Source organism: Stackebrandtia soli (genome assembly GCF_965137155.1).
GTDB lineage: Bacteria > Actinomycetota > Actinomycetes > Mycobacteriales > Micromonosporaceae > Stackebrandtia > Stackebrandtia soli.
In genome coordinates this window covers 195688-219860 of sequence record NZ_CBCRZX010000002.1, presented here as the reverse complement: position 1 = coordinate 219860, position 24173 = coordinate 195688, and the positions used below count along the sequence as shown (strand labels likewise).

26 protein-coding genes are annotated in these 24173 nt (G+C 68.1%); 8 read left to right on the top strand and 18 right to left on the bottom strand.

All coding sequences use genetic code 11. The features are described from left to right. Positions 1 to 244 precede the first annotated feature (244 nt). A complete protein-coding gene (locus ACM9NP_RS02220; protein WP_415644842.1) occupies positions 245 to 790 on the top strand; it encodes a DUF4396 domain-containing protein in 546 nt (181 codons plus the stop codon). A gap of 180 nt (positions 791 to 970) precedes the next feature. Here the strand turns inward: ACM9NP_RS02220 and ACM9NP_RS02215 are convergent, their stop codons facing one another. After that, positions 971 to 1267, bottom strand: coding sequence for a hypothetical protein (locus ACM9NP_RS02215; RefSeq protein ID WP_415644841.1), 297 nt, complete (start codon positions 1265 to 1267; stop codon positions 971 to 973). A gap of 74 nt (positions 1268 to 1341) precedes the next feature. Next, a complete protein-coding gene (locus tag ACM9NP_RS02210; RefSeq protein ID WP_415644840.1) occupies positions 1342 to 1998 on the bottom strand; it encodes a PadR family transcriptional regulator in 657 nt (218 codons plus the stop codon). A gap of 272 nt (positions 1999 to 2270) precedes the next feature. Here ACM9NP_RS02210 and ACM9NP_RS02205 point away from each other — a divergent pair, with 272 nt between their 5' ends. Continuing rightward, complete coding sequence (locus tag ACM9NP_RS02205) at positions 2271 to 3239, top strand: ATP-binding cassette domain-containing protein (protein WP_415644879.1); 969 nt, start codon at positions 2271 to 2273, stop codon at positions 3237 to 3239. Between the two features lie 35 nt (positions 3240 to 3274). Next, entirely contained in the window at positions 3275 to 4039 is a 765-nt protein-coding gene (locus ACM9NP_RS02200; protein ID WP_415644839.1) for an ABC transporter permease, read from the top strand. A 60-nt stretch (positions 4040 to 4099) separates the two neighbouring features. Here ACM9NP_RS02200 and ACM9NP_RS02195 read toward each other — a convergent pair whose 3' ends face one another. The 5 genes from ACM9NP_RS02195 to ACM9NP_RS02175 all read right to left on the bottom strand — a co-directional run bounded on the left by ACM9NP_RS02195 (position 4100) and on the right by ACM9NP_RS02175 (position 8201). Continuing rightward, a complete protein-coding gene (locus ACM9NP_RS02195; RefSeq protein WP_415644838.1) occupies positions 4100 to 4411 on the bottom strand; it encodes a DUF397 domain-containing protein in 312 nt (103 codons plus the stop codon). Positions 4412 to 4460: 49 nt separating this feature from the next. Next, positions 4461 to 5051 (bottom strand): Maf family protein, encoded by a 591-nt coding sequence (locus ACM9NP_RS02190; protein ID WP_415644837.1) that lies wholly within the window; start codon positions 5049 to 5051, stop codon positions 4461 to 4463. A gap of 118 nt (positions 5052 to 5169) precedes the next feature. After that, the gene (locus tag ACM9NP_RS02185) at positions 5170 to 5352 is read right to left on the bottom strand and encodes an acyl-CoA carboxylase subunit epsilon (protein WP_415644836.1); all 183 of its coding nucleotides are present in this window, start codon (positions 5350 to 5352) and stop codon (positions 5170 to 5172) included. 10 nt (positions 5353 to 5362) lie between these two features. Beyond that, entirely contained in the window at positions 5363 to 6370 is a 1008-nt protein-coding gene (locus tag ACM9NP_RS02180; protein ID WP_415644835.1) for an NYN domain-containing protein, read from the bottom strand. A gap of 256 nt (positions 6371 to 6626) precedes the next feature. Next, positions 6627 to 8201: an acyl-CoA carboxylase subunit beta gene (locus tag ACM9NP_RS02175; protein WP_415644834.1), complete on the bottom strand. Its 1575-nt coding sequence runs from the start codon at positions 8199 to 8201 to the stop codon at positions 6627 to 6629. Between the two features lie 110 nt (positions 8202 to 8311). On the opposite strand from ACM9NP_RS02175, the gene ACM9NP_RS02170 reads away from it, so the two are divergent. From ACM9NP_RS02170 to ACM9NP_RS02160, 3 genes are all read left to right on the top strand, one after another. Then, positions 8312 to 9109, top strand: coding sequence for a biotin--[acetyl-CoA-carboxylase] ligase (locus ACM9NP_RS02170; protein WP_415644833.1), 798 nt, complete (start codon positions 8312 to 8314; stop codon positions 9107 to 9109). 23 nt (positions 9110 to 9132) lie between these two features. Next, complete coding sequence (locus tag ACM9NP_RS02165) at positions 9133 to 10110, top strand: helix-turn-helix domain-containing protein (protein ID WP_415644832.1); 978 nt, start codon at positions 9133 to 9135, stop codon at positions 10108 to 10110. 276 nt (positions 10111 to 10386) lie between these two features. Next, on the top strand, positions 10387 to 10914 hold the full coding sequence (locus ACM9NP_RS02160) for a PH domain-containing protein (RefSeq protein WP_415644831.1): 528 nt from the start codon (positions 10387 to 10389) through the stop codon (positions 10912 to 10914). Between the two features lie 6 nt (positions 10915 to 10920). Here the strand turns inward: ACM9NP_RS02160 and ACM9NP_RS02155 are convergent, their stop codons facing one another. Next, positions 10921 to 11310: a nuclear transport factor 2 family protein gene (locus tag ACM9NP_RS02155; RefSeq protein ID WP_415644830.1), complete on the bottom strand. Its 390-nt coding sequence runs from the start codon at positions 11308 to 11310 to the stop codon at positions 10921 to 10923. 103 nt (positions 11311 to 11413) lie between these two features. Here ACM9NP_RS02155 and nucS point away from each other — a divergent pair, with 103 nt between their 5' ends. Together nucS and ACM9NP_RS02145 are read left to right on the top strand one after the other, a co-directional pair. Next, the gene (nucS, locus tag ACM9NP_RS02150; protein WP_415644878.1) at positions 11414 to 12079 is read left to right on the top strand and encodes an endonuclease NucS; all 666 of its coding nucleotides are present in this window, start codon (positions 11414 to 11416) and stop codon (positions 12077 to 12079) included. A 262-nt stretch (positions 12080 to 12341) separates the two neighbouring features. Further along, the gene (locus tag ACM9NP_RS02145) at positions 12342 to 12746 is read left to right on the top strand and encodes an ester cyclase (protein WP_415644829.1); all 405 of its coding nucleotides are present in this window, start codon (positions 12342 to 12344) and stop codon (positions 12744 to 12746) included. Positions 12747 to 12771: 25 nt separating this feature from the next. Here ACM9NP_RS02145 and ACM9NP_RS02140 read toward each other — a convergent pair whose 3' ends face one another. The 10 genes from ACM9NP_RS02140 to ACM9NP_RS02095 all read right to left on the bottom strand — a co-directional run bounded on the left by ACM9NP_RS02140 (position 12772) and on the right by ACM9NP_RS02095 (position 24090). Beyond that, entirely contained in the window at positions 12772 to 14109 is a 1338-nt protein-coding gene (locus ACM9NP_RS02140; RefSeq protein WP_415644828.1) for an NAD(P)/FAD-dependent oxidoreductase, read from the bottom strand. A 119-nt stretch (positions 14110 to 14228) separates the two neighbouring features. Continuing rightward, positions 14229 to 14813 carry a hypothetical protein gene (locus tag ACM9NP_RS02135; RefSeq protein WP_415644827.1) on the bottom strand — a complete coding sequence of 195 codons (585 nt, stop codon included), beginning with the start codon at positions 14811 to 14813 and terminating at the stop codon, positions 14229 to 14231. Then, on the bottom strand, positions 14810 to 16177 hold the full coding sequence (locus ACM9NP_RS02130; RefSeq protein WP_415644877.1) for a DUF58 domain-containing protein: 1368 nt from the start codon (positions 16175 to 16177) through the stop codon (positions 14810 to 14812). Before ACM9NP_RS02130 ends, ACM9NP_RS02135 begins: the two co-directional genes overlap by 4 nt. After that, the gene (locus tag ACM9NP_RS02125; RefSeq protein WP_415644876.1) at positions 16177 to 17235 is read right to left on the bottom strand and encodes an AAA family ATPase; all 1059 of its coding nucleotides are present in this window, start codon (positions 17233 to 17235) and stop codon (positions 16177 to 16179) included. Before ACM9NP_RS02125 ends, ACM9NP_RS02130 begins: the two co-directional genes overlap by 1 nt. Positions 17236 to 17279: 44 nt before the next feature. Continuing rightward, entirely contained in the window at positions 17280 to 17786 is a 507-nt protein-coding gene (locus ACM9NP_RS02120) for a hypothetical protein (protein ID WP_415644826.1), read from the bottom strand. Continuing rightward, the gene (locus ACM9NP_RS02115) at positions 17783 to 18511 is read right to left on the bottom strand and encodes a DUF4129 domain-containing protein (protein WP_415644825.1); all 729 of its coding nucleotides are present in this window, start codon (positions 18509 to 18511) and stop codon (positions 17783 to 17785) included. Before ACM9NP_RS02115 ends, ACM9NP_RS02120 begins: the two co-directional genes overlap by 4 nt. Positions 18512 to 18693: 182 nt before the next feature. Further along, complete coding sequence (locus ACM9NP_RS02110) at positions 18694 to 21225, bottom strand: CHAT domain-containing protein (RefSeq protein WP_415644824.1); 2532 nt, start codon at positions 21223 to 21225, stop codon at positions 18694 to 18696. Positions 21226 to 21363: 138 nt separating this feature from the next. After that, a complete protein-coding gene (locus ACM9NP_RS02105) occupies positions 21364 to 21879 on the bottom strand; it encodes a hypothetical protein (protein ID WP_415644823.1) in 516 nt (171 codons plus the stop codon). A gap of 7 nt (positions 21880 to 21886) precedes the next feature. Beyond that, complete coding sequence (locus ACM9NP_RS02100) at positions 21887 to 22480, bottom strand: RNA polymerase sigma factor (RefSeq protein ID WP_415644822.1); 594 nt, start codon at positions 22478 to 22480, stop codon at positions 21887 to 21889. 11 nt (positions 22481 to 22491) lie between these two features. Further along, on the bottom strand, positions 22492 to 24090 hold the full coding sequence (locus ACM9NP_RS02095) for a S8 family peptidase (RefSeq protein ID WP_415644821.1): 1599 nt from the start codon (positions 24088 to 24090) through the stop codon (positions 22492 to 22494). Between the last annotated feature and the right edge of the window lie 83 nt (positions 24091 to 24173).

Here is a 24173-nt window from a genome sequence, read left to right as displayed (position 1 = left end):
GTGTGTGGTGCGGGGCGCTCGTGGTCGCGTCTTGTGGAGCGGCCGATCGGGGTTGTCGGGGGCGTCGATCGCGATCTCCGACGGCGGGCGGGGCCGTTCGTTTCCGGGTGCGCCGCCGAGCGCGTGATCGTGAGCCGTCTAGTTCGATGCCTGCTTCAAACGTGGCGAGGCCGTCCGACAGGTGTGACCGGGGATACGTAATTCGCGCTGGACTGATACCCCTAGGGGGTATATATTTCTCGGCATGACGACGCAATCGCACACCGGACATGAGCATGCCGCCCACCAACACCACGGTGGACAGGTCAAGGACGAGCATTCCGGTCACCACCATCATCATCACCACGGCGGCGGCAAGGTCAGTTGGCGAATGGCCGCGTCGGCGACGTTGCACTGCCTCACCGGTTGTGCGATCGGCGAGGTGCTCGGCATGATCATCGGCACCGCCCTAGGGTGGTCGGCGCTTCAGACCATCGCCCTCGCGGTGGGCTTGGCCTTCCTCTTCGGCTACGCCCTGACGATGTTCGGCATCCGCAAGGCGGGCCTCGGCTTCGGCGGCATGGTCAAGGTCGCCCTCGCGGCGGACACGGTCTCCATTTTGGTCATGGAAATCATTGACAATGGAGCGATGTTGGTGATTCCGGGCGCGATGGACGCGGGCTTGGCCTCGGGGCTCTTCTGGGGAGCGCTGGCGGGAGCTCTGGTCTTGGCGTTCATAGTGACGCTGCCGATCAACCGGTGGCTCATCGGCAGGGGCAAGGGCCACGCGGTGGTCCACGGGATGCACTGACCCGTCGCTTCCATTGTCCTGGGAGGGTTCCCGGGTAAACATCCGAATACGCGAATCGTGACGGCCGATCCTTGATCGGCCGTCACGCTCGTTGGGCTCGGCTCGATGTCCCGGGTCGTGCGAGGCGTGGATCGACGGAGTCTCCGGTGCCGCCGCAGGTGAACTCCAGGTGGAAAGCCTCTACTGGGGGCTGGTGTCGGCGAGGTGGATCGAGGAGTCCAGGTCGGTGCCCTCGATCTCGTTCGCCGAGGTGATGAGGCCGTCGCCGGAGTTCGTGAGGGCCGTCTTGATCGACTTGACGTGGGCGAGCCACGTCTCGGCGGTGTCGGCGGCGGTCGCGACGGTCGCGAGCCCCTCGTTCCCGGTACCCGCCACCTCCGCGTCGGCGCGGGCGTCGGTGACATTGGTGCCGACGTCGCCGGCGATCGTCTTCAGTGCGCCACCGATCGTGCGCATCTGTGCGGGGTAAGCGTGCATGGCGGAGACTCTATCGGCATTCGTCGACATGTGCACCTCGCTGATCGGCCCGTTCGCCGCGCCCGGCCGTCCGCTCAGTTCGTCGGTGGGATGCGGCCGTCCGCGTCCAGTTGACGAATGTGGGCCTTCCACTGCTCGGAGACCGTGCCGAGCAGGTACGGCTCGGTCTCGGTGTAGATCTTCCCGGCCTCGATCTCGTCGGCGACGTCGAGGCACCACTGCGCCTCCAGCCGGTGTTGGGCGCCCTGCAGTTGGATCGCCCGAACGACGTGTTCCGGGATGAACATCGGATCGGTCCGGTCGCTCGACCGGCGACTCAGTTCCTCCGTCTGGGTCGCGTTGTTCGCTCGCAGCGACTGAGCGCGGTTGCGGAGTACGGCCGTCGCCTCGCGATGGCTCAGGGCGGCGATGAAGCTCCACGGCACCCAGAACTGGTCAAAGGTCAAGGTCGTGTCCCACAGGCGATCTCGCAGCATCGACTGAAAGTGGAGCCCGCCCTTCTGGGTGATCTTGTACGTCGTGCGCTCGGGCCGGTTCGACACCTGCTCGGTCGTCACGACCTCCAGATATCCGTCGGCGGAGAGGCGCTTCAACGCGTGGTAGATCGAACCGCGCTTGACCCTGCCCCAGTCCGTCACGCCCCATGACAAGAGCTCCCGCTGGACGTCGTAACCGTGCACCGGCTGCAACCACCCGACCAGGCCCAATACCAACAGCTGCGTCTGCCACATCCGGACATCCTACGGTATGACCTCATGAATTAGTCAACATCGACTATTCGGTATCGCCGGTTGTCAAGCGGTTTTATCTGGTTTCAGCAGGTCAAAATGTGTCAACCGTCTCAAGCTAGTCAAGGTTGACTATTGTCAGAGCCGTCATGTAACGTCTCGATCGATGAGACTGATGTCAATATGATGTCGCCTTCGGGGTCATGGCGCCATACTCATCACCGCACGTGACATCGGGCGCGAACCGCGCCCGCACTAGAAGGGCTCACGCGATGTTGATCGAAACGTCCGGGCTGCGGAAGACCTTCCGCTCCAAAGGAAAGAAGAAGGAGACGGTCGAAGCGGTCCGGGGCGTCGACCTGACCGTCAAGGAAGGCGAGATCTTCGGTTTCCTCGGCCCCAACGGCGCCGGGAAGACCACGACACTGCGCATGCTGTCGACCCTCCTCGAACCATCCGGCGGGACGGCGCGCGTCGCCGGTCACGACCTGCGCACCGACCCCGCGGCGGTCCGTCGTCAGATCGGCTACGTCGGGCAGGCGGGGGGCACCTGGGGCGAGGTGTCGGCCCGCGACGAACTCGTCCTCCAGGGTCGCCTGTACGAGATGCCGAAGTCCGAGGCGCAGGCTCGGGCCGTCGAGGTCATCACGGCCTTCGACCTCACCGACTTCGCCGACCGCAAGTCCAAGACCTACTCGGGCGGTCAGCGGCGCCGACTCGATGTCGCGCTCGGCACCGTCCACCGGCCGCAACTGCTGTTCCTGGACGAACCCACCACCGGTCTCGACCCGCAGTCGCGTGCCCACATGTGGGAAGAGGTCCGCAAGCTGCGCGAGCGCGGCACGTCCGTGTTCCTCACGACGCACTATCTCGACGAGGCGGACGCGCTGTGCGACCGGCTCGCGATCATCGACCACGGCGAGATCGTCACCGAGGGCACCCCACGCGAACTCAAGCGCCAGATCGCCGGTGACATCGTGGACATCGGGGTCGCGGGGAACGCCGACTCGGCCGTAGAAATGCTGCGGGACAAGGCATTCGTCCGTGAGGTCGAGGTCAGCGAGCCGGACCCGTCCGGCACCGTCCAGCTTCGCTTCTATGTGGACGAGGGCTCGTCGGCGGTGCCGGACATCCTGCGCACGCTCGACGCGGCCGGGATCGCCCCGTCGTCGATCGAACTGCACCGCCCCAGCCTCGACGACGTGTTCCTCAAGCAGACCGGCCGCTCGCTGCGCGAGAGCTGAACCCGGCCCCGTACCGATTCAAGGAGTATCCACACATGAAGTTCTTGCGTGACACCTGGTTGATCTATTCGCGCCAGATGGGCCTGGCGATCAGACAACCGGCCTGGCTGTTCATCATGCTGATTCAGCCCCTGTACTACCTCGTCCTCTTCGGCCCGTTGCTGGACAACTTCCCGAAGGACATGCCGGGCTTCGAGAACGGTCCGATGGAGACCTTCGTGCCCGGACTCGTCGTCATGATGGCGATGTTCGGGACGCTGTTCGCCGGGTTCGGTCTCATCGCGGAAATGCGCGAAGGCGTCATCGAGCGCATGCGCGTCACCCCCGTCAACCGGTTGTCGCTGCTCATCGGTCGTTCGCTGCGTGACGTCTCGACGCTGGTGTTCCAGGCGATCGTGCTGGTGCTGCTGTCGTCCCCGATCGCGGGTTTGACGATCTACTGGGGAGGATTGGCGATGATGATGATCATCGTCGTCCTCATCGGCTTCGGTCTGTCGGCGGCGTCCTACGGCGTGGCGATGGCTCTCAAGAGCGAGGACGCGCTCGCGCCGCTGCTCAACACGATCACCCAGCCGGTGCTGCTGTTGTCGGGCATCATGCTGCCGCTGGCGCTCGCCCCCGACTGGTTGCAGACCCTCGCGAAGTTCAACCCGTTCGCGTACGCCGTCTCCGCCGCCCGCGCGCTGTTCATCGGCGACATGTCGAACCCCGTGGTGTGGCAGGCCGTCGCGTTCGTCGGTGTCCTCGGGATCGTCATCGTCGCCTGGTCGTCGCGGAAGTTCGCCAAATCGGCCGCGTGACACAGTAGACAACCGACGGGGGCGGCCCATCGTGGGCCGCCCCCGTCGTCGTGTGCCGGGTTACGCCGATTCGCCCGCCGCGAGCCGGGCGTCCTCCTCGGCCTGCGCCTGCCTGGCGTCCTCTTCGAGAACCTCGATGTCGAACTCGCCGTCCTTGACGCCCTCGACGAAGGCGTCCCACTCGGCGGGGGTGTAGATCAGGATCGTCCCGTCCGGTTCCTCCGCGTACCGCAGCGCCACCAGACCGTTGTCGGCGAAACCGATCTCCAGCTTGCCGGGGGTGCCGTCCAGGTTCGTGGTCCGGCGCCATTCCGCCTTCGCGGTGTCGAACTGGCCCTTCAACGGGTGTTCACGGATCGTGTTGTCGCTCATGGCTCTCCTTCGGTGTCTTACCCAAGTCAACGATTATCAGCCGTGGATGTCACTTCTTCCACAGGGCCGAAATCGGGACACCCCAAGCGATGAACATGTGGCGCAGCAGCGGCATGGAGACGCCGACGACCGTGCCGGGGTCGCCGTCGATACGTTCCACGAATGGTGCGCCGAGACCGTCGATCGTGAACGCTCCGGCGACCCGCAGCGGTTCCCCGGAATGAACGTAGGACGCGATCTCCGAGTCGGTCAGGTCCGCGAAGTGGACGGTCGTCGTTGACGAGCGGAGGTGCCGCCGCTTGTTCGCCGTGTCGATCAGGCAGTGTCCGGTGTGGAGTACGCCGGAGCGGCCCCGCATCGACTTCCACCGAGTGATGGCCTGCTCGGCGTCGACGGGTTTGCCGCAGATCTCGCCGTTGAACTCCAGCACGGAGTCGCAGCCCAGGATGTAGGCGTCACCGACGAGGTCGGCCGCGACGGCCTTGGCCTTGAGTTTCGCCAAGGCCCGGCATAGCCGTCCGGGCGTGTCCTCGGTGACGGTGCTTTCATCGACGCCGGAGATGATGACCTCCGGATCGAACCCGGCGGCCTGAAGCGTGGTCAGGCGGGCCGGGGATGCTGATGCCAGTATGAACCGCATGCGCGCAGCTTATGACTCCCTCGCACGTGCGCGCGGGGCAGGGACGGGCGACGTGAGCCCGCGCCACACGCCGTCCCGGNGCGCCGCCACCGTCGGCGGCGCGCCCGGGCCCGTCGGCTCATTGGGGCAGGCAGCTGTCGCGCCACGTCCGCGCGACACCGAGCCGCAACGCCGGATCCGTCCACGGACGGCGCGCGCTCGGGGGCGGCGGTCCGTCGGCCGTCCCCACCGCCGTCAGCACGGCGACCAACGTCGCAAGTTCCTCGGCGTTCGGACTGCCCGCCGTCACTCTGATGTCCACGAGTGGTGCGTCACCTTTCGATGTCGAATTCGCGATTCACGCGTTCCCAGAACCCGTCGCGTACCCAGATGCGGGCGCCGGGGTGGTCCCGCAGGGAGTATCCCAGTTCCTTCTCCGCTTCGACCAGCAGCTCCTTGTCGATGACGGTCGGCAGTGTCGGCCCCGGCAGCAGGTCGGCGATGTTCTCCCGGCCGCGCGTGAGGATCCACTTGTGCGCCACGTACTCGCCGATGCTCGTGACGGTCTCCTGATCCAGTCGCTCGCCGTTGCGGGAGCGCACGAAGCTGGGGCGCGCCTGCTCGGCCTCTTCGAGCGCCTGCGCGGCGCTCATCGTGACGGCGACCGAGTGCCGTTGTCCGAACACCGACGCCGGGGACGGCTGAGGCGGTGTGGGTGCGGCGATCGGGGCCCCGACGATCTTCGCGGCGGCCTCGGCGGCCGTGCCGATCTTGGTGAAATAGGGGCGGCAGAACTCCGCCGTGATCGTGTCGGTGGTGTCGGCCTCCCAGACGAGTCGTTCCGCCTGATTCGTTCCATACGGCGGTTCGACGCCCCAGACATGCACACGGACGCCGTACGCCTGCGCGATCTCGACGGCGGGGACCATGTCCTCGTCTCCCGCGAGCAGGATCGCCTCCTGGATCGCGCGGTGCCGGGCCAGCTGTTCCAAATCGGTGCGGATCATCGCGTCGACGCCCTTTTGCTGGCCGCGCGAGTTCAAGTTGCCCAGTCGCACCTTGACGAATTCCATGGGAGCGATGACACGTTGGTCGACCGTCGGCACCCGATCCCGGGCGGCGTCGAACCAGTACACGCGCAGCAGTTCGCCGTCCGGCAGATGCTGAGCGGCCCGTTCGATGAGGGTGGTGATGAGGTTCTCCGCGTCAACCTTGTACTCGCGTCGGGAGCTCGCCTGCAACAACAACTCCGCCGCCGCCGCGTACAGGTACCCGACGTCGATCAACATCGTGTACCGGCGGGCCACCTTGCCAAAACAGTCGTGATCAAGTATGGACATCTCAAACTCCAATGTAGATTGATGGGAGCCTGAGCTCGGCCGTGGCAAATTCCGCCGCAACGCGCTCGCGGCGCCATTCCCAGGCGAGTGTGGTTTCTGCCACGACCAAAGATCACGCGCCCATAACGAAGCTACCGGAGTAAACGCCGAAGCCGCCACGCCGAGGCCCCACCCGCGTGCCGCGTCGCGGGCGCATATGGCTCGGCGGCGCCGTTTCCGGGAGGAATCGGCGCCGCCGGTCAACGACCGTGGATCGTCAGAGCGGAATGTTGCCGTGTTTCTTCGGCGGCAGCGATTCGCGCTTCGACCGCAGCAGGCGGAGGCCCCGCGTCAACTCGACCCTCGTCTGGGACGGTGCGATGACCGCGTCGATGTAACCGCGCTCGGCGGCGACGTACGGGTTGCACAGGGCGTCCTCGTACTCGGTGATCAGCTCGGCCCGTCGCTGGACCGGGTCACTCGACTCGGCCAGCTCGCGCCGGTACAGGATGTTGACGGCGCCTTGGGCGCCCATGACGGCGATCTGCGCGCTCGGCCACGCGAAGTTCAGGTCCGCGCCGAGGTGCTTCGAGCCCATGACGTCGTACGCGCCGCCGTAGGCCTTACGGGTGATGACGGTCAGCTTCGGGACGGTCGCCTCCGCGTACGCGTACAGCAGTTTCGCGCCGCGTCGGATGATCCCGTTGTACTCCTGATCGGTGCCCGGAAGGAAGCCCGGCACGTCGACGAACGTCACGATCGGGATGTTGAACGCGTCGCAGGTCCGCACGAAGCGGGCGGCCTTCTCGGAGGCGTTGATGTCGAGGCAGCCCGCGAAGTGCATCGGCTGGTTGGCGACGATGCCGACGCTGCGGCCCTCGATCCGCCCGAAACCGACGATGATGTTCTGCGCGAACAACGGCTGGACCTCGCAGAAGTCACCATCGTCGAGAATGGATGACAGGACCGTGTGCATGTCGTACGGCTGGTTCGCCGAGTCCGGGATCAGCGCGTCCAGCGCCACGTCCTCGTCGACCGCCGTCATCGCCGGGTCCGCGTCGTACTGCGGCGCCTCATCGAGGTTGTTGCTCGGCAGGAAACTCAGCAGCTGCTTGACGTAGTCGATCGCGTCATCCTCGTCGGCGGCCAGGTAGTGCGCGTTGCCCGACGTCGAGTTGTGCGTGCGCGCGCCGCCCAGCTCCTCCATGCCGACGTCCTCGCCGGTCACGGTTTTGATGACGTCCGGTCCCGTGATGAACATGTGCGAGGTCTGGTCGACCATCACCGTGAAGTCGGTGATCGCGGGGGAGTACACGGCGCCACCCGCGCAGGGGCCCATGACGAGCGAGATCTGGGGGATCACTCCGGACGCCCGCACGTTGCGGAAGAAGATCTCGCCGTAGAGCCCGAGGGAGACGACGCCCTCCTGGATTCGGGCGCCTCCCGAGTCGTTGATGCCGACGATCGGGCGGCCGGTCTTGACCGCCAGGTCCATCACCTTGACGATCTTCTCCCCGAAGACCTGCCCGAGCGAGCCGCCGAACACGGTGAAGTCCTGCGCGAAGACGCACACCTCGCGACCGTCGACCGTGCCGTACCCGGTGACGACGCCGTCGCCGTACGGCCGGTTCTTCTCCATCCCGAAGTTGGTGCTGCGGTGCCGGGCCATCTCGTCGAGTTCGACGAACGAGCCCTCGTCCAGCAGCAGCGCGATCCGTTCCCTCGCGGTCTTCTTGCCCCGTGCGTGCTGCTTCTCCACCGCCCGCGCCGAACCGGCGTGGACGGCCTCATCACGGCGGGCGGCGAGGTCGGCGAGCTTGCCCGCCGTTGAGTGAATATCGATATCCGGCACGCGCAAGATCGTACCGGCATGCTCGCGCGGTGCGACTCCCTCATCCCGCGACCCGCCTCCACTCGGCGGTAGGGTGCTGGCGATCCATAGCCGCGAGGAGACCAGACGCCATGCACCGCCCCGCACTCGACACGACCGAGCTCGCTCGACACGTCGACGAAAGTTCACTGTGGACGTCCATTGAGGTGGTTTCGGAAGTCGGGTCCACCAACACCGCGCTCGCGGCCAGGGCTCGCGTCGGCGCGCCCGAAGGCGTCGTACTGACCACCGAGCACCAGACGCACGGAAAGGGTCGAGTCGATCGGAGCTGGACGTCACCGCCCCGGGCGGGCATCGCGGTGTCCGTCCTCCTGCGCCCCAAAGTTCCACAATCGACATGGAGCTGGATTCCTCTGCTGGCCGGAGTCGCCGCAGCCGACGCGGTGCGCCGGTTCAGCGGCGTCGAAACGGCCTTGAAGTGGCCCAACGACGTCCTCGCGGGCCCCGAGCGTCGCAAATGCGCGGGCATCCTCGCCGAGATCGCCGACGGCGGCGTCGTCCTCGGCCTCGGCGTCAACGTCGACCTGAGCCGCGCCGAGCTTCCGCGTGACGACACCACCTCGATCGCCCTCGAGACCTCCGGCGCCCTCGATCGGACCGGCCTGCTCGCGGCGATCCTGACCGATCTGGAACGCTGGTATCGGGCGTGGCTGGACGCGGGGGGCGATCCGATCGCGGCGAACCTCGCGTCCGCGTACCGAGAGCGCAGCCATACGCTGGGCAAACAGGTCGTGGTGTGGTTGCCCGACGGGAGTAGCGTGCGGGGGCGGGCGGTGGCCGTCGACGCTGACGGCAGACTGTGCGTCGACAACGAGCATGGTCGTACGGCTGTGGCGGCGGGCGACGTCACCCACGTACGTTTGGGGTAGCGACGAATTTGGAGGTGTCTTTCGTGGGCAGCGGCAACGCGTTGAGCGCGTTGGGGTTGAACGAAACGGAAGAAGACGCTTACCGGGCGCTGCTCCAGTTGCGCGCCGCCGACGTCGAGACGCTCGCCGGTCGGCTGGACGTTCCGACGGTGGTGGCGGCGAAGCTGCTCGCGGCCCTGCTCGAACGCGGGCTCGTCAAGATGGTGGGCGACGGGGTGTACGCCGGCTGCGCGCCGGATCTCGCCGTGGTCAATCTTCTGGCAGGTCGGCTCGATCAACTGCGCCGCGGTTACGACGCGCTGGCCGATCTGGAGCGGATCTATCGGGGCGCGCAGGCGCGGCACGGGGCGCTCGACGGCACCGAGAACGTCACGGGGGCCACGGCGATCCTGTCCCGGATCAATCAGTTGTACGACAGCGCTCGCGCCGAGATCCGCATGTTCATCCGGCCGCCGTTGATGGAGGAGGACGAGCCCGGGGGCGGGGACGGGCCTGCTCCGAGGAAGGTGCGGCGGCGCAGCCTCTACGAGAAGTCGCTCCTGGACGACCCCGCCGCGATGACGATGATCAGGAACTGCGCCTCCGAGGGTGTGCAGGTCCGGTTCGCGGCGACCCTGCCTCTGAAGCTCATGATCATCGACCAGTCCGTCGTCGTCATCATGGATCCGGTCGACATGGAGTCGGCGCTGATCAGCGAGCACCCGACGATCCTGACGCTGGCCACCGGCATGTTCGAGATGATGTGGCCGACGGCGATCCCGGCGCCGTTGGGAACGGAGTTCGACCGGGCACTGCCCTCCGAGCCGGGTCTGTCCGATCCCGATGACCGCCTCCTGTTGTCGCTGTTGCTGTCCGGCCTCACTGACCAGGCGATCGCGGCCCGTCTCGGCATCGGCCTGCGCACTGTCCAGCGTCGAGTTCGAGACCTGATGGACGCGGCGGAGGTCGACACCCGGATTCAGTTGGGCTGGCAGGCCAGTCGACGCGGCTGGGTGGACTGACGGACGTTCGCGATACGCGGGAGCCGCGAGTGACCGCTCGTGCTCACCGCGCTCGGCGCGATGGCGCGCCGACCGTGTGTCGTTAGCGCTATGTCGGCGTCGCCACCGTGCGAACCTGGATCGTGGTGCCGTGATGTCGGCCACCGCACCGAGTGATCGGGGGTTTCGCGCGGGCATCGTCCTTGCGGTAGCGTGAGATTGGTGTCGACGAATGTGCCAATGGCTTGGTGAGGCGGCGGCGCCGTCGACGGGACGCGATTTTGATGGAGGTCACCGGTGGGATTCCCGCAGAACCTGCTCGCGGAGGATGAACGCGTCGTCCTCCACATGCATCCACATTGGAAAGAGTTGCTCGCTCCGATCATGTGGTTCCTCGTGCTCGCGGTGTTCGGAGCGCTGGCCGTCCTCGTCGTCCCCGACACCTGGGGCAACTGGGCGCTGTGGGGGCGCATCGGTGTGGGGGCGATTGCCGGAGTGCTGCTGCTCGTCCTGTCGATCATCCCGTGGATCTCTTGGGCGACAACCCATTACGTCTTCACCACCCACCGGCTCCTGCTGCGCAACGGCATCGTCACCCGCAAGGGCCGCGACATTCCCTACGCGCGGGTCAACGACGTCTCCTTCGAACAGACGATGATCCAGCGGATGTTCCGCTTCGGCACGCTCGTCGTCCAGTCCGCCAGCGAGAACGGCACCGTCGACTTCAAGGACATGCCGAAGGTCGAGATGGTGCAGTCCACCTTGTACAAACTGGTCGAGCAGGACCGCAATCGCCGCAGCCACAGCGATTCCGGTGGTGTCTGAGCCTTCCTAGAACTCCGGCCGCGGCACCTCGCCCTCCGTCGCGTGCGAGTAGTCACGTGCCTCGGCGACGAGACCCGCGGCGTCGAACTCGACCACCGTGCACCCGCTCAGCGTCAACACCCCGTCCACCGTCGTCATGACGGCCCAGTACTCGATCGAGGCGCGACGTCCGTCGACGATCGGCTCCGCGAACCAACACCGCGTCGGGGCGGTCTCCTCGGCGAACGACTCCCGAAGATAGTCACGCAGACCGTCCCGTCCCCGGTACCGCCGGAACAGCGACGCGTAGTGGTCGCCGTCGGGCGCCTGCAACGCCGCGAGCGCCTCGACGTCCTGCCTCGGCCACGCACTCCGCCACGTCGACGCCCACCGCCGTGCCGCTGTCCTGGTGTCCATCCCGCCTCCGTGATCGTGGAGCACCCTTTTACCATCCGGCTCCGACTTTTCCGGCGGCCACCGTGGGACGGTGCCGACGGCGACGCGTCGTATGCTGCCCGGCATGCGTCTCGTCGTCGCCCGCTGCTCCGTCGATTACACCGGCCGCCTGTCGGCCCATCTGCCGATGGCGCCCCGGCTGCTCATGTTGAAAGCGGACGGATCGATCCTCGTCCACGCCGACGGCGGTTCGTACAAGCCGCTGAACTGGATGACCCCGCCCTGCACCCTCAAAGAGGACGATGCGGTGTGGACCGTCACCAACACCAAGTCCGGTGATCAACTCCGCATCACGATCGACGAGGTCCTGCACGACTCGACGCACGAGCTCGGCGTCGACCCCGGATTGCGCAAGGACGGGGTGGAGGCGCACCTTCAGGAACTGCTCGCCGCCGACCCGACCGCGCTCGGCGAAGGGTACACACTGGTGCGTCGCGAGTTCCCGACCGCGATCGGCCCCGTCGACCTGATGTGCCGGAACGCCGACGGCGTCAGCGTCGCCATCGAGGTGAAGCGACGTGGCGAGATCGACGGCGTGGAACAACTGACCCGCTACCTGGAACTGCTCAACCGGGACCCGCTGCTGGCCCCCGTTCAGGGGGTCTTCTGCGCCCAACAGATCAAGCCGCAGGCGCGCGTGCTAGCCGAGGACCGGGGGATTCGTTGCGTGACCGTCGATTACGACGCGCTGCGCGGCACGGTCGACCACACTCAGCCGACCCTGTTCTAAGAGGCCGTCTCGTTCCCTCAGGTCGTGTGAGGCGAGCGACAGGTCGTCACTCGGAGAGGCGGAGGATCGCCCGCATACCGGTGTCGGCCAAGTCTTCTGGCGTGCTGGAACACGGCGGGTGATCCGACAACGCGGCCGATGGCCGTCGAACCGCGTCGGCGGTTCGACCATGAACACCGCGACACCGCCGGAGCCGAACTGCTGGGTAGCGAGACGGTCTTTATGCGCCCGTTCGCGTCCTCGCGTCCGTTATCCTGCCCGCATGAGCGACGACGAATCCACACCAGAGGCCGTCGTCCGACGGTACCTGCGGATCTTCGAGACCGGTGACCGTGCGGAACTGGAGCGGGTCGTGGCACCCGACGTCGAGATCTGGGGCGCCGGTCGGCACGTCACCGGAATCGACTTCCCACTCGCCTCGATCGAGACACCGGGGTTGAGCGGTTGCCGACTGGAGATCGTGGAACTGTTCGCGGCCGACGATCGGGTCGTCGTCTATTTCATCGCGACGTATCGGCACGACGCGTCAGACAGGGACGTACGTCAAAGCGGCATGAAGATGTACCAGGTCCGCGATGGTCGGATCGTTCGCTTCTGGGGCGAGACGGACCTTCACGGCCTTCTTCGCGACCTCGGCAAGATCGAGGGCACGATCGACTTCCTCTGAGACGGCCTCGACGTGACGGGTCGACTCAGGACGAGCCGTCCGGGAACTTGCCGGACGCCACTTCCTCCCACGGCCGCCGAGGGTCGTGGAGTTCCCCGAGCTGAACCGTCTCGCGCTTCGTGAACAGGGCGAGCGTCCAGTCCGCGACGACGCGCACCTTTCGGCCGAAGCCCGGTACCCGCATGAGGTGGTAGCTGCGGTGCATGAACCAGGCGATGAGGCCCTTGCCCTTGAAGCCGTACACGTGCGCGACGCCCTTGTGCAGGCCGAGGCTGGCGACCGATCCGACGTACTTGTGCTTGTACTCCTTCGGCTGACCGCCGCGAACCACCGCCGCGATGTTGTCGGCGAGCGTCGCGGCCTGTCGCACCGCGTGCTGCGCGCTCGGCGAGCAGTACTCCGCGAAGCCGGACAGGTCCGGCACCTGCGCGCAGTCGCCCGCGCTCCACGCGCCGTCGACGACGCCGTGGTCGTCCTCGACCTGGAGGGTCGGTCGGCACCGAATGTGTCCCTTGGGGCCGCGCGGCAGGTCCGTGAAGCCGATCATCGGGTGGGGCTTGACGCCCGCGGTCCACACGATCGTGTCGGCGTCGAACTCCTCGCCGTCCGACAGCACGACGTGTCCTTCCACGCAGGACTTCAGCAGGGTGTTGAGCCGGATGTCGAAGCCGCGCTTGATGAGCCGGTCGACGGTGTACGCGCCCATCTCCGCGCCGACCTCGGGAAGGATTCGTTGCGACGCCTCGACGAGGGTCCACCGCATGTCGTCGGCGGACAGCTCCTCATAGTCCGTCAGCGTCGACCGCGTCATGTCCTCGAGTTCGGCCATCGCCTCGACGCCCGCGAAACCACCGCCGACGACGACGAAGGTCAACGCCCGCCGCCGCACGTTCGGGTCGGTCGTCGCCGCCGCGATGTCGAGCCGTTGCAGGACGTGGTTGCGCAGGTAGATCGCCTCGCCCATCGTCTTGAACCCGACCGCCGACTCGGCCAAGCCGGGGATGGGCAGTGTCCGGGACACCGATCCCGGAGCGACGATGATCTGGTCGTAGGTGATCTGTCGCGTCGGCCCCGTGATCGGGGCGACGGTGACAGTGCGGTTGGCGTGGTCGACCTTCGTGACGGCGCCCGCGACGATCCGGCACAGTCGCAGCGCCCGCCGGAGCGGGACGACGCCGTGCCGTGGCGAGATGTGTCCGGCCGCCGCCTCGGGGAGGAACGGCTGGTATGTCATGTGCTGTTGGGGGTCGACGACCATGACTTCGATCCGACCCCGACGGATGTCTTTGCGGAGTTTGGCGGACAGCCGATCGGCCACATAGAAACCAACGTGTCCGGCACCGACGATCAGGATTCGTCTCACACCACAATCTTGCCCCTATCCCAGAGGGGCTGCCGGGATTTGTCGGCAAGCTCTCAGGCGAGCGCTGTCGAGCGCGAGTTCGGGGTCGGCCCGCGAGACGGCCGTCACGTTGTCGCCGCTCAGTCGGCCGGTCCGGGACGCCGCGCCAGGTACACGATGCCGCCGATGACGCCGAGCGCCAGCGTGATCCCCGTCGGCAGTAGGACTCCCGCGGGAAGCGGCAGGCTCTGCCCGGTGAGTCCGGCGACGAGGAGGCCCGTCGCGGCGCCGCCGGCGACGGTCGTGCCGGTTCGGACGGTCCATCGTCTCCGGGTCTCCGGCGATATCGCCGCGTCCGATGTCCAGTCCAGGCTGACCGTGGCGGCGGCGTGATGAAGATAGAGCGAGCCCGCGATGACGAGCGCGGCGACGAACGACGGCGTGTCCTCGGCGATCGTCGTGAGGAACCAACCGAGGACGGCGACGGTCGTGACCAGCGCGACCCATGGGCCGGTGGGCCGCAGGGCCGCGATCAGGGGCAGGACCGCCGCGAGCATCAAGGCCATCCGCAGGTTCTGGTGGCCGATGGCGGGGATGATCGCGGCGACGCCGGACAACCACACGAGCACCCTCAGCGCGACGCCGAAACCGGTCGCGCGGCGACGCCAGGCGGCGTACCGGGTGCGCGCGTATCGGGTCCAGTCGGACCACCAGTTCACCATCACCGCACCACCTTCGGAGCGCGGGCGACCCGCGCGATGTCCGCGAGCATGAGATCGAGGCTGCCCGGTCCGGCCCACGGTTCGACGCCGACACCGAGTTCGCGCAACCGCCCGATCGTGTTCGCCCGTTCGAGCCGCCACAACCGGGTCGCCAGCGGCGTCCACACCCCGCGCGGAGGCGGGAGCACCCGCGAGCCGAGTGTGTCCACAGTGATGAGTTTGTGTCCGGTTCGGGCGAGCGTCGCCAGGGCCTGCGTGCTCCGCTCGTCCAACAGCGGCGTCAACATGACGATGAGCGCGGCCCGTTCACGAGTGGCGGCCCGGATGAGCCGTTCACCGGAGGTCGCGTTCCCTGGGACGACGCGGGTGTCGAGCAGCCAGTCGAGGGCGGCGCGATAGTGGCGCCGACCCGAACCGGCGCGCAGGCGGCGCATGCGGGGACCGAATTCGACGATGCGGACCCGGTCGCCCTGGTGGGTGTAGTGCTCGGTGATCGCGGCGGCGGCGCGGACGGTCGCGTCGATGACGGTCGTGTCGCCGCCGATCCCGCCGGATTCGCCCGCCTCGTGCAGGACGTCCATGATGACGAGGACGTCCGCGTCGCGCTCCGAGAGCGTGGCGTTGACGTGGAGCTGCCGTTGCCGCAGGCTCACCCGCCAGTCGATTCGACGCAACCGGTCGCCCGCGCGGAACTGTCGCACCTCGGCCAGTTCCCCGCCGTCGCCGGGCCGTCGGGACCGATGGATTCCCGACATTCCGTTGGCTCCGGGCAGGGGCTGACGGGAGTCGAAGGGGTCCGCGATCGGGTATACGCGGACCGAGACGGGATCGAGCACGTGCGCGGGCGACCGGAGCAGCCCGTCGCAGGCGAGCGCGGAGACCTTGACGGGGCCGACGACGTGCGTGCCCCAGCGGCGCACGGTTCCGTGTAGGCGAATCCCGGTGGACTCGCCTGGTCCGATGTGGTCGATGTATCGGCCCGCGCCGTGTCGGAGGCCGATCCATCGGGGGACGAGCGCGTGCACCGTCGTGCTGATCGGGGTGTCGTCGTCGTTGGTGACGGTCACGGTCGCCGCGAGCGGGGCGCCCTCGGCGAGTCCGTCCTCCTCGATCCGCAGCCTCGCGGTGACTGGTCGCCTGGGCCGCCGGGCGAGCGCGATGCCGGTACCGATGACGAAGGGCGCGGCGATGACGATGAGGTCGGGGCGGCCGAAGACGATCCCGATGAGGAGGCAGGCGGCGATGACGGCGCCGGCCCGGACGAGCGCCGTCGTCGGTTGCCACAATGGATGTTCTGGGGCGGGGACGCGCGGGGGCGCCGGATTGTCCGGAGGCGGTCCGAACGGTCCGACGGTGGCGCCGTGCATCACTGCCCGCCGGTGTAGCGGTACACCGGGTCGTCGGCGCGCGGCGTGCTCGGTGCCGTGGGCGTCGAACCCGCAGCGGGGTTGTCGCCGCCGCCGTAACGCGGCAGCGACTCCGACGCGGGAACGGTGGCGGAGGCGAGGATGTCGCCGATGACCGCCGCCGGGTCGGCGTTGCGAAGCCACAGCTCGGGCCGCAGGCTGATCCGGTGCGCCAGCGCCGATGGGGCGACCGTCTTGACGTCCTCGGGGACGACGTAGTCGCGCCCCGCCATGACGGCACGGGCTCGCGACAGCAGCAACAACGCGAGCGAGCCGCGCGGCGACGCGCCGACCTGGATCTGCGAATGGCTCCGGGTGGCCTGCACGATGTTCACGATGTACTGCCCGATGGAGTCCTCGACCGCGACGTCCTCCAGCGCCCGGCGCATGCGCATCAGGGTCTGGGCGTCGACGACGGGCTCCAGCCGAGTCTCCTCCCGACGACGCTCCATGCGCCGCCGCAGCACCGTCCACTCCTCGTCCGCGTTCGGATATCCGAAGGACACCCTGAGCAGGAAGCGGTCGAGCTGTGCCTCCGGCAGCGGGTACGTGCCCTCGTACTCGATCGGGTTGGCCGTGGCGAGCACGCAGAACGGCTCCGTCAACGGGTAGGTCGCGCCTTCGACGCTGACCTGGTTCTCCTGCATCGCTTCGAGGAGCGCCGCCTGGGTCTTGGGAGGCGTCCGGTTGATCTCGTCGGCGAGCAGCAGGTTCGTGAACACCGGCCCCCGCCGGAACACGAAGTCGCCGCTCTTCTGGTCGTACAGGAACGAGCCGGTCACGTCGGCGGGCAGGAGGTCCGGTGTGAACTGGAGCCGGTTGAAGTCGAGCCCCAGGGTCTGCGCGAAGGAGCGCGCGGTCAACGTCTTCGCCAACCCCGGATAGTCCTCGAACAGGACGTGCCCGCCCGCGATGATGCCCGCGAGCACCAGTTCCAGCGCCTCGCGTTTTCCCACGACGACGGTGTTCACCGCGTCGAGGACCGCTCGCGCGTGCCGAGCGACGTCCGGCAACGGCATCGGTGCCAGCTCGGCGGGGTGCGGCTGGGCCAGCGATTCCTTCATCAGATCTCCTCGATACGACGCACGATGTCATCGACGACGTGCGCGGACGGCGCCCGCGTGGGCGGGTTCGTGACGAACGCGAGCAGCACCGGGTCCAGTAGCGGTGCCGCGCGGGCCGGATCGGTGGCCAGGTCGACCCCGTGGCGTAGGCGAAGGCGCTCGCCGACGAGCTCACGGAGTCGTGTTTGGATGGTCAGCGCGAACCGGTCGGGGTCGTCGAGCGACCACGCCAGCCGGTCCTCCCAGCGGGCGACGTTGACGAACGGACGGTCGGGCGCCTCGGCGTTCAACGGCAGCCGGAAGCGGGGGATCGGCGGCTCGGCGACGGCGAGCGCGCGCACGAGCAGCACCGCCGCGACGATCGCCGCGAGCGTCGACCACAATTGTCCCCAATGGAATGTCTTGCCGACGAGGACGCCGACCCGCTGAATCGCGGTCGCGGCGACGGCGGTCAACACGATTCCCCAGACCAGCTGGCTCGTCGACACGATGGGGCGTTGGTTCACGAGCGCGCCCCCGTCTCCCGGTCCTCGCGCGCCTCGGTGGCCAGTTGCGCGTCGATCTCGGCGAGCGCCGCTCGCGCCTCGTCGCGAACCCCCGCGGTGACGTCGTGCGGCGCGTAGCGCGCGTGCCGGTAGGCGTCGGCGAGCCGGGTCAGCGCGGCGTCGTTGACGCGGTGGCGGGTCAGTAGGCGCCGGACCAGGTCCGCCGGTGTCTCGGACGCGAGCCGCTCGACGTCGGCGTCGGCCGCGGCCCGTTCGAGGCGCAGCCAGCACGCGATGACCGCCGCCCGTGGGTCGTCACCCGCCTCCAGTTCGGACAGACCCGCGCGGAGGGCGTCGCGGAGTTCCTCGGTCGAGACTCGGCTCGCCGGGTTGTGGTCGATGGTGTCCCATTTCGTGGGGCGCTTGCGGGCCAGATGCCGCCCGAAAAGCAGTGCGACCAGACCGACGACGGCGACGACGCCGGTGATCGCGAGGATGACGACGACGGTCCCGATCCACGACGGAAGTGTCTTCGCCTGGGCCGGTTCGCCCGTCGTCAGGCCGAGCTCGTCGGGGCTGCTCTCCTGGTCGGACGGGCTCGCGGACGCGTCCTCGCTCCACGGCTCGAAGCGCGGAATCGGCGTGGAATCCGGCGACAGGTTCACCGAAGAACTGACCCAGCCGAGCAGGAGCAGCGCGACGACGACGCCGATGACCGGCAGGATGCGCCGTGCCCGCTGATCCACCCCGTTCCCCCGTCGCCCGTGCCGCCCGTTGCCGTCGCAAGCACAACAGACGCGCCGCGCTCCGTCAAGTCGGCCGACCCATTCGAGACGAAACCGCAACGCCCAGGCATGGGTTACCGGGGAAATTTCGGACGAAACCGGCGGGGCCGTCGACGCGGCGTCCGCAGGTGGCCCCAGGGTTGCTAGCTCGCGCCGTAACAGACGAACGGGGAGAACGCTTGACGTTCGGACGCCTCGGCCAGGGCCCGCGCCGGTCGGTGTCCCGCCGCGAGGCCCCGATGGTAGGTCGTCATGACGTCGACCGCCGCCTGATGCTCCACTTTGACTCCACTGGAGACGACGGTGCCCGTACCGGCGTACAGCAGCGCCGACGTGAAGCCCAGCGTCTCGTCTCCGGATGCGACGGTGGCCTCCCCGACATCGCACGCCGACAGCGTGACTCGCGCGGGCGGGTCGCCGAGCCGCACGATGTCGTAGGCCATGAGCGGCCCGTCGGCGAAGTCCAGGCGGGAGAACTGCACGTTGTCGGGTTCGTGGTGACCGTGTGCGGCCAGGTGCACCGTCGCGGCCCCGTCGAGCGAGGACAGCACCTCGCGATGCCCGGCCGCTCCATCGCGCAGCACCAGCGGGTCGGGATACAGCGCGGCGATCGCGTCCATCTCGGCCTCGGCGTGGACGAGTCCTGGACCGGCGGCGAGGATCACCCGACCGCCCGACCGCGCCGATCGGGCGCTGATGTCGGTCCACAGTGATGCGGACGGGGTGACCGTCACGGGCCGCCCCCGTAGCGAGGGCAACAGGGCCCAGGGGAGCGTCGTCAGCGTTCCCGTCGGAATGATGACGAGGTCGCGATCGCCCACGAGCGCGGCGATCGGCGCCAGCAGGGCGTTGTCGACCTTCTCCGCGAGCCGGGCGATCGACGCGCGGACGGTGGCCGCCATGCGTTCCGGCAGTCGGCGGCCGGTGCTCGCGGACAGGTCGGCGCGCAATCGCCGCGCCAGTTCCTCGGACTCTGCGGCCGTGCCGAGTCGACGCAGGTGGGTCCGTTCTCCGTCGAGGACGAGGGCGTGCAGCGTTCCGTCGTGCTGGAGGTAGCTGACGAGGACCTCATCCTTGACCGTCAGCCGCCGGCGGACGTCGACGCCTTTCGCCAGCGGGACGGTGTCGCCCGTCCGGGGCGTCTGCCAGGAGCGTTCCCGCAGCGTTCGTTCCAGACGCCGACACTCGGCGAGTTTGGTCGGGTCCGCGCGGCCATGGGTCTCGTCCGAGCTCAGCTGATGCCGCAACTTCCGCAACTGCGCCAGCATGTCCGCGTTCCGGGGGTCCTCCGGGAGGCTGACGGTCGGCAACCGGTACGCCTGGGCCCGAACCCGTTCCGACCAGGAGAAGGCGGTCGAGGCACGGCCCGATTCCAGGGCCAGGCCGAGGCCGCGTTCGGCGAGTTGCCGTCCGAGCGAGGAGACCCCGGCCTGCAGCTCGATGCTGCCGAGCCGACTGCGATGTCGATGCAGCAGCGATAGTCCATTGCGGATATAGCGTTGTGCTCGGGGGCGATCGCCGCGGCGGACGGCCAGTTCGGCGCGGGCCAGTTCCCGATTGAGTCGTATCGCGATCGCGGAGGGTCCGTTGGCGAGCGCACCCGTGCTCAGTAGCTTCTCGGCCTCGTTCAGGCGATCCACCGCTATGAGCGCCCGGGCCGCGAGCACCTCGGAGATCTGGGCGAACCCCGGTATGCCGAAGGACCGCTGTCGCTCCATCAGGTCAACGGTGTTCCGGGCGAATTCCTCGGTGACGTTTCCGCTGCGGAGGATGGCCTCCAGTTCGAGCCGTTCCATCCAGACGGCCAAGATGGGGCGTTCATGGCGGATCGCGAGTTTCCGGCCCTCGCGCGCGCACTGGATCGCCTCGTCCCAGTCACCCATCTCGAGGGCGATCACGGCGATCTGGGCATTGAGCTGGATCCTCTCCGATGTGGGTTGCTCCTCCAACTCTCTGGCGGCTCTCGCGACATTGCGCGCTTCCTTGACGAGGCCCGCGTCGAGCAGCGCTCGCGCTTGCGATCCCTTCACGACGGTGAGGAGATCGGGGCTGTGCCGCTCGTACCACTGGGACGCCTCCGCCAACAGTCGGAGCGCCTCGGGAACATTCCCGAGGTAGTGCTCGACGAGCCCGAGGCTGTGCGTCGCCTTCGCGTGCAACAGGGGGAGGTTCTCGTCGTCGGCGATGGCGGCGCATTGGGCGAGGCTCTCCCGTGCCTCCCGGTGACGCTTGAGGTCGCCCAACACGCCCGCCCGATTGAGGAGCAGATTGCCGAGCAGCCAGGCGGGGCCGTGTCTCCGCAACAGGGGTTCCGCCTCGTTGAACCGGGTGAACGACTCCTGCCATCGCCCCGCGAACCACAGGAGCAGGCCGCGCTGGTGTACGAGGATGCCCCTGTCCTCGTCGGCGGTCAGCTGTTCGGCGTGATCCAGCAAGGCGAGACCGTCCTGCGTCGAGCCGAGGTACGCCTCGGCGTAACTCAGACTGATCAGCAGACGAGCGGTGACGCGCGCCGTGTCGGCCGGGCCGACGTCTCCCGCCGTCCATCCGGTCAGCCGCAACCCGCCACGAAGCAGCTCACGCGCCCGCTCCAGGCGTCCCGAGTTCTGATGCTCCACACCGGCCTGCTGGAGACGCCATGCTTCGGCGAGTTCGTCGGGAGTGAGGGCGCGCATCGGATCATTGTCGTACACGCGGGGGCCGCCGCGACGGCTCAGTGCGGTGGGTAATCATTCACCGGCGAACGGTGGTCTCGCCGTCTGCCTGTCATCCTGCGGCATAAGGATTCGCCGAGTGTCGATAAGAGATCGTCGTTAGTTCCACGAGATCGAGGGCGTCAACACGACCGGGGGGTTGTCCTTGGACGCCAGGGATTCCGGTAGCCGTATCACCAGGCGGAAGACTTCACTGGGGACGTCGGTGATGACGAACCGTCCCGTGTCGTCGGAGCTCTCCCGCAACTGCTCGTTCGGGGTGCGCAACTCGACCCGGTAGACGCCCTCCGGCGACAGCCAACCGTCGACCCGGACGCGGTCCGCGTCGAGCGGGGTCACGCTGACCATGATCGTGACGCTCGACGATTCGAAGATGACGGTGCGGGCCTGCTCCATCTCGGCGTCGATCGTCGACCGCACTCCCGCCAACTCCGCGTCGACCAGTTCGGCGAGTTCGGCCTCGGCGTCGTCCATCGTGAGGGCGAAACAGATCTGGTCGACCAGACCCGACGGCATGGGGTCGATCCGGTCGTACAGGTCTCGCACCGCCGCGAGTCGGGCCGTATCGCTGTCGTCCAACAGGCCCCCGGTTGGGGCGTTGTTCTCGGTCGACATCGTGGTCTCACTCTCTCCATCGCGGGTCCGCGGCGAGCGCGTCCCGCAATCGGGTCAGGCAGCGGCCCCGGTTCGGGCCGACGCTGTTTCGCGGAATTCCCAATGCCTCGGCGATGTCGCCGTAGCTTGGGCGGTCGCTGTGGGCGATGATCTGCACCAACTCCCGGCAACGATCGTTCAAAGTGGATACGGCTTCCCACAGGGCCCGGTCCCGGTCCGACGCGCCGATGCGGGTCAGCACGTCGTCATCGGGATTCGGCTCGGCGGGCAGCCGACTGTCCCATTCGGCATCGGTGGGCCGTTCCCGCTCATCGGCACGCCGCCGCCGCCACGCCTCTCGGCGCGCGGTCGTCGCCAGCCAACCCGGCAGCGCGGCCGGTTCGCTGATGTCGGCCAGCGAGTGCATCAGCTTCAGCCAGGTGGTCTGCACGACGTCCTCGGCGGACGCCGCGTCGAGGTTCTGGGCGCGGGCGACCCGCCACAACATCGGCGAGAACTGCTTGACAAGCGGTTCCAGCGCCCCCGGCACACCACGAGCGGCGTCGGCCAGGGCGTCGGAATAACGTGACGCTTTGGGGGAGAGGACATCGACCTGTTTCATCGGCTTCGACGTTACCCACTGATCGTCTTGATCGCGTCACGCACCCGGTGTGCGGCGGCGTCGAGATCGTGCCGTCCGAGCGACAATCCACTGTCGAGCATCGCGGAGGCGATACGCGCGGCCACAGCGGGAGCGGCGAAGGACGTGCCGCTCCAGACCGCGAAACCGGTGGCGAAGTCGTCCGGATCGAGGCTCTCCCTTGGATCACCCGCGCCGACCACCTCTCGGGCCGGGCCCGTCGCGCCGTCGACGCCGTAGGGGACCGTGCTGACCAGACCCGCGCCCGTCGCGTAACAGGCCACCCACGGCCCCGCGTTCGAGAACATCGCGACCGTCCCGTTCGGATTCAACGCGCCGACGCTGAGCACCGGCGCGGACGGCGGCCCGTCTCCGGGTGTGGCGGCGAAGGCGGCCGGGTAGAACGGTCGGTCCGAGGCGAAGTTGCCCGCCGCGCACACCACCGGTACCCCGAGCCCGGTCAAACGCCGGATCACGGCCGCGAGACCTCCCTCCGGCACATCGCCCGGAGTCTCGTCGGCATAACCGAAGGAGAGCGACACGATGTCGACCGGCTCGGCCGTCGGGTCGCCGTCGCGGGCGCGCGCGACCTCGTCGGCGATCGTCGTCAACGCGGTGACGCACTCGTTCTCGTAGACCAGTCCGTCGTTGTGCATCACGCGGATCGAGCGCACCTGCGCGTCGGGTGCCAGCTGCCGGATGATGCCCGCGATGAAGGTTCCATGTCCATAGTGGGAAGCGAGGTCGCCGAGGAGGGAACCGGGAACGCCCGGATCGTCCCGCGTGCCGTGCAGTACCGGCGACTGTGGATCCGCGATCGCCTCGAGGATGTCCTGCAACTCCTCGTCGACGACGACGAAGGTGTCGCGCGCGCAGGCCCGGTCGGAGACGTCGAAGGCCGGATGACCGTCGACGATTCCGGTGTCGAGGACGGCGATCACGGGCCGCCGATTACCCGGCAGGGCGCCGCGCTCGCGGCGTGGCGGCATGGGCGCGATCACCTCGACGGGCATCCGGTTGAGGTACCCGGAGGACAGCGTCGACTGTTCCACGTACGGACCGGATCCGTTCGGCCATCCACCGCTGTCGTCGCCGGTTCCATACATGCCCACACCCGTGAGCGCCGAGCCGACCATCAGGTGGTCGAGGCGAACCCGACCGGTGATCTCGGTCGCGCACCGGCCGGCGCTGACGGCCCCGTGGAGCGTTTGCAGGGCCGCCCAGGCGTCGACGGTTCCGGGCGCGGCCTCGTCGGTCAGGCGCAGAGCGACCGGGTGCGGGCGGCAGGCGTCGGTGCGGGCGATGGCGTCGTGATCGAGGCGGACGCCGATCTCGCCCAGCGCATTATCCACATCGGCCATCAGTGCGTCGTCCGCGAGAAGTCGGTGACACAAGAGGACGCGGTCGTAGCGGTAGATCGTGGACCCGGGGGACGCCATGCCCGCCGCGACCGGGGCCTCGCCGGGGCGCAGGACTCTCGCGCGGTGCCGGTCGAGGAGCCGCTGGGGCAGGTTGGGAAGTCCGGCCGCGTGCGCGCGATGCGAGTCGGTGTCGCTCAGTCGGGGCGCGTGGTCAGTGAAGCGAATCTTCATGTCCGGGTCCAAACGTGTTCGGATGGGGGAGAAGCATTATTGATCATGGCCTATAAGGCGACGGGGGTGCGGGGAAGCGGGGG

Excerpts from the sequence above, each read along its gene's own strand:
- ACM9NP_RS02220 (WP_415644842.1), top strand. The coding sequence starts at position 245 with ATGACGACGCAATCGCACACCGGACATGAGCATGCCGCCCACCAACAC.
- ACM9NP_RS02215 (WP_415644841.1), bottom strand. The coding sequence starts at position 1,267 with ATGCACGCTTACCCCGCACAGATGCGCACGATCGGTGGCGCACTGAAG.
- ACM9NP_RS02210 (WP_415644840.1), bottom strand. The coding sequence starts at position 1,998 with ATGTGGCAGACGCAGCTGTTGGTATTGGGCCTGGTCGGGTGGTTGCAG.
- ACM9NP_RS02200 (WP_415644839.1), top strand. The coding sequence starts at position 3,275 with ATGAAGTTCTTGCGTGACACCTGGTTGATCTATTCGCGCCAGATGGGC.
- ACM9NP_RS02195 (WP_415644838.1), bottom strand. The coding sequence starts at position 4,411 with ATGAGCGACAACACGATCCGTGAACACCCGTTGAAGGGCCAGTTCGAC.
- ACM9NP_RS02190 (WP_415644837.1), bottom strand. The coding sequence starts at position 5,051 with ATGCGGTTCATACTGGCATCAGCATCCCCGGCCCGCCTGACCACGCTT.
- ACM9NP_RS02180 (WP_415644835.1), bottom strand. The coding sequence starts at position 6,370 with ATGTCCATACTTGATCACGACTGTTTTGGCAAGGTGGCCCGCCGGTAC.
- ACM9NP_RS02170 (WP_415644833.1), top strand. The coding sequence starts at position 8,312 with ATGCACCGCCCCGCACTCGACACGACCGAGCTCGCTCGACACGTCGAC.
- ACM9NP_RS02155 (WP_415644830.1), bottom strand. The coding sequence starts at position 11,310 with ATGGACACCAGGACAGCGGCACGGCGGTGGGCGTCGACGTGGCGGAGT.
- nucS (WP_415644878.1), top strand. The coding sequence starts at position 11,414 with ATGCGTCTCGTCGTCGCCCGCTGCTCCGTCGATTACACCGGCCGCCTG.
- ACM9NP_RS02145 (WP_415644829.1), top strand. The coding sequence starts at position 12,342 with ATGAGCGACGACGAATCCACACCAGAGGCCGTCGTCCGACGGTACCTG.
- ACM9NP_RS02130 (WP_415644877.1), bottom strand. The coding sequence starts at position 16,177 with ATGCACGGCGCCACCGTCGGACCGTTCGGACCGCCTCCGGACAATCCG.
- ACM9NP_RS02125 (WP_415644876.1), bottom strand. The coding sequence starts at position 17,235 with ATGCCGTTGCCGGACGTCGCTCGGCACGCGCGAGCGGTCCTCGACGCG.
- ACM9NP_RS02110 (WP_415644824.1), bottom strand. The coding sequence starts at position 21,225 with ATGCGCGCCCTCACTCCCGACGAACTCGCCGAAGCATGGCGTCTCCAG.
- ACM9NP_RS02105 (WP_415644823.1), bottom strand. The coding sequence starts at position 21,879 with ATGTCGACCGAGAACAACGCCCCAACCGGGGGCCTGTTGGACGACAGC.
- ACM9NP_RS02100 (WP_415644822.1), bottom strand. The coding sequence starts at position 22,480 with ATGAAACAGGTCGATGTCCTCTCCCCCAAAGCGTCACGTTATTCCGAC.
- ACM9NP_RS02095 (WP_415644821.1), bottom strand. The coding sequence starts at position 24,090 with ATGAAGATTCGCTTCACTGACCACGCGCCCCGACTGAGCGACACCGAC.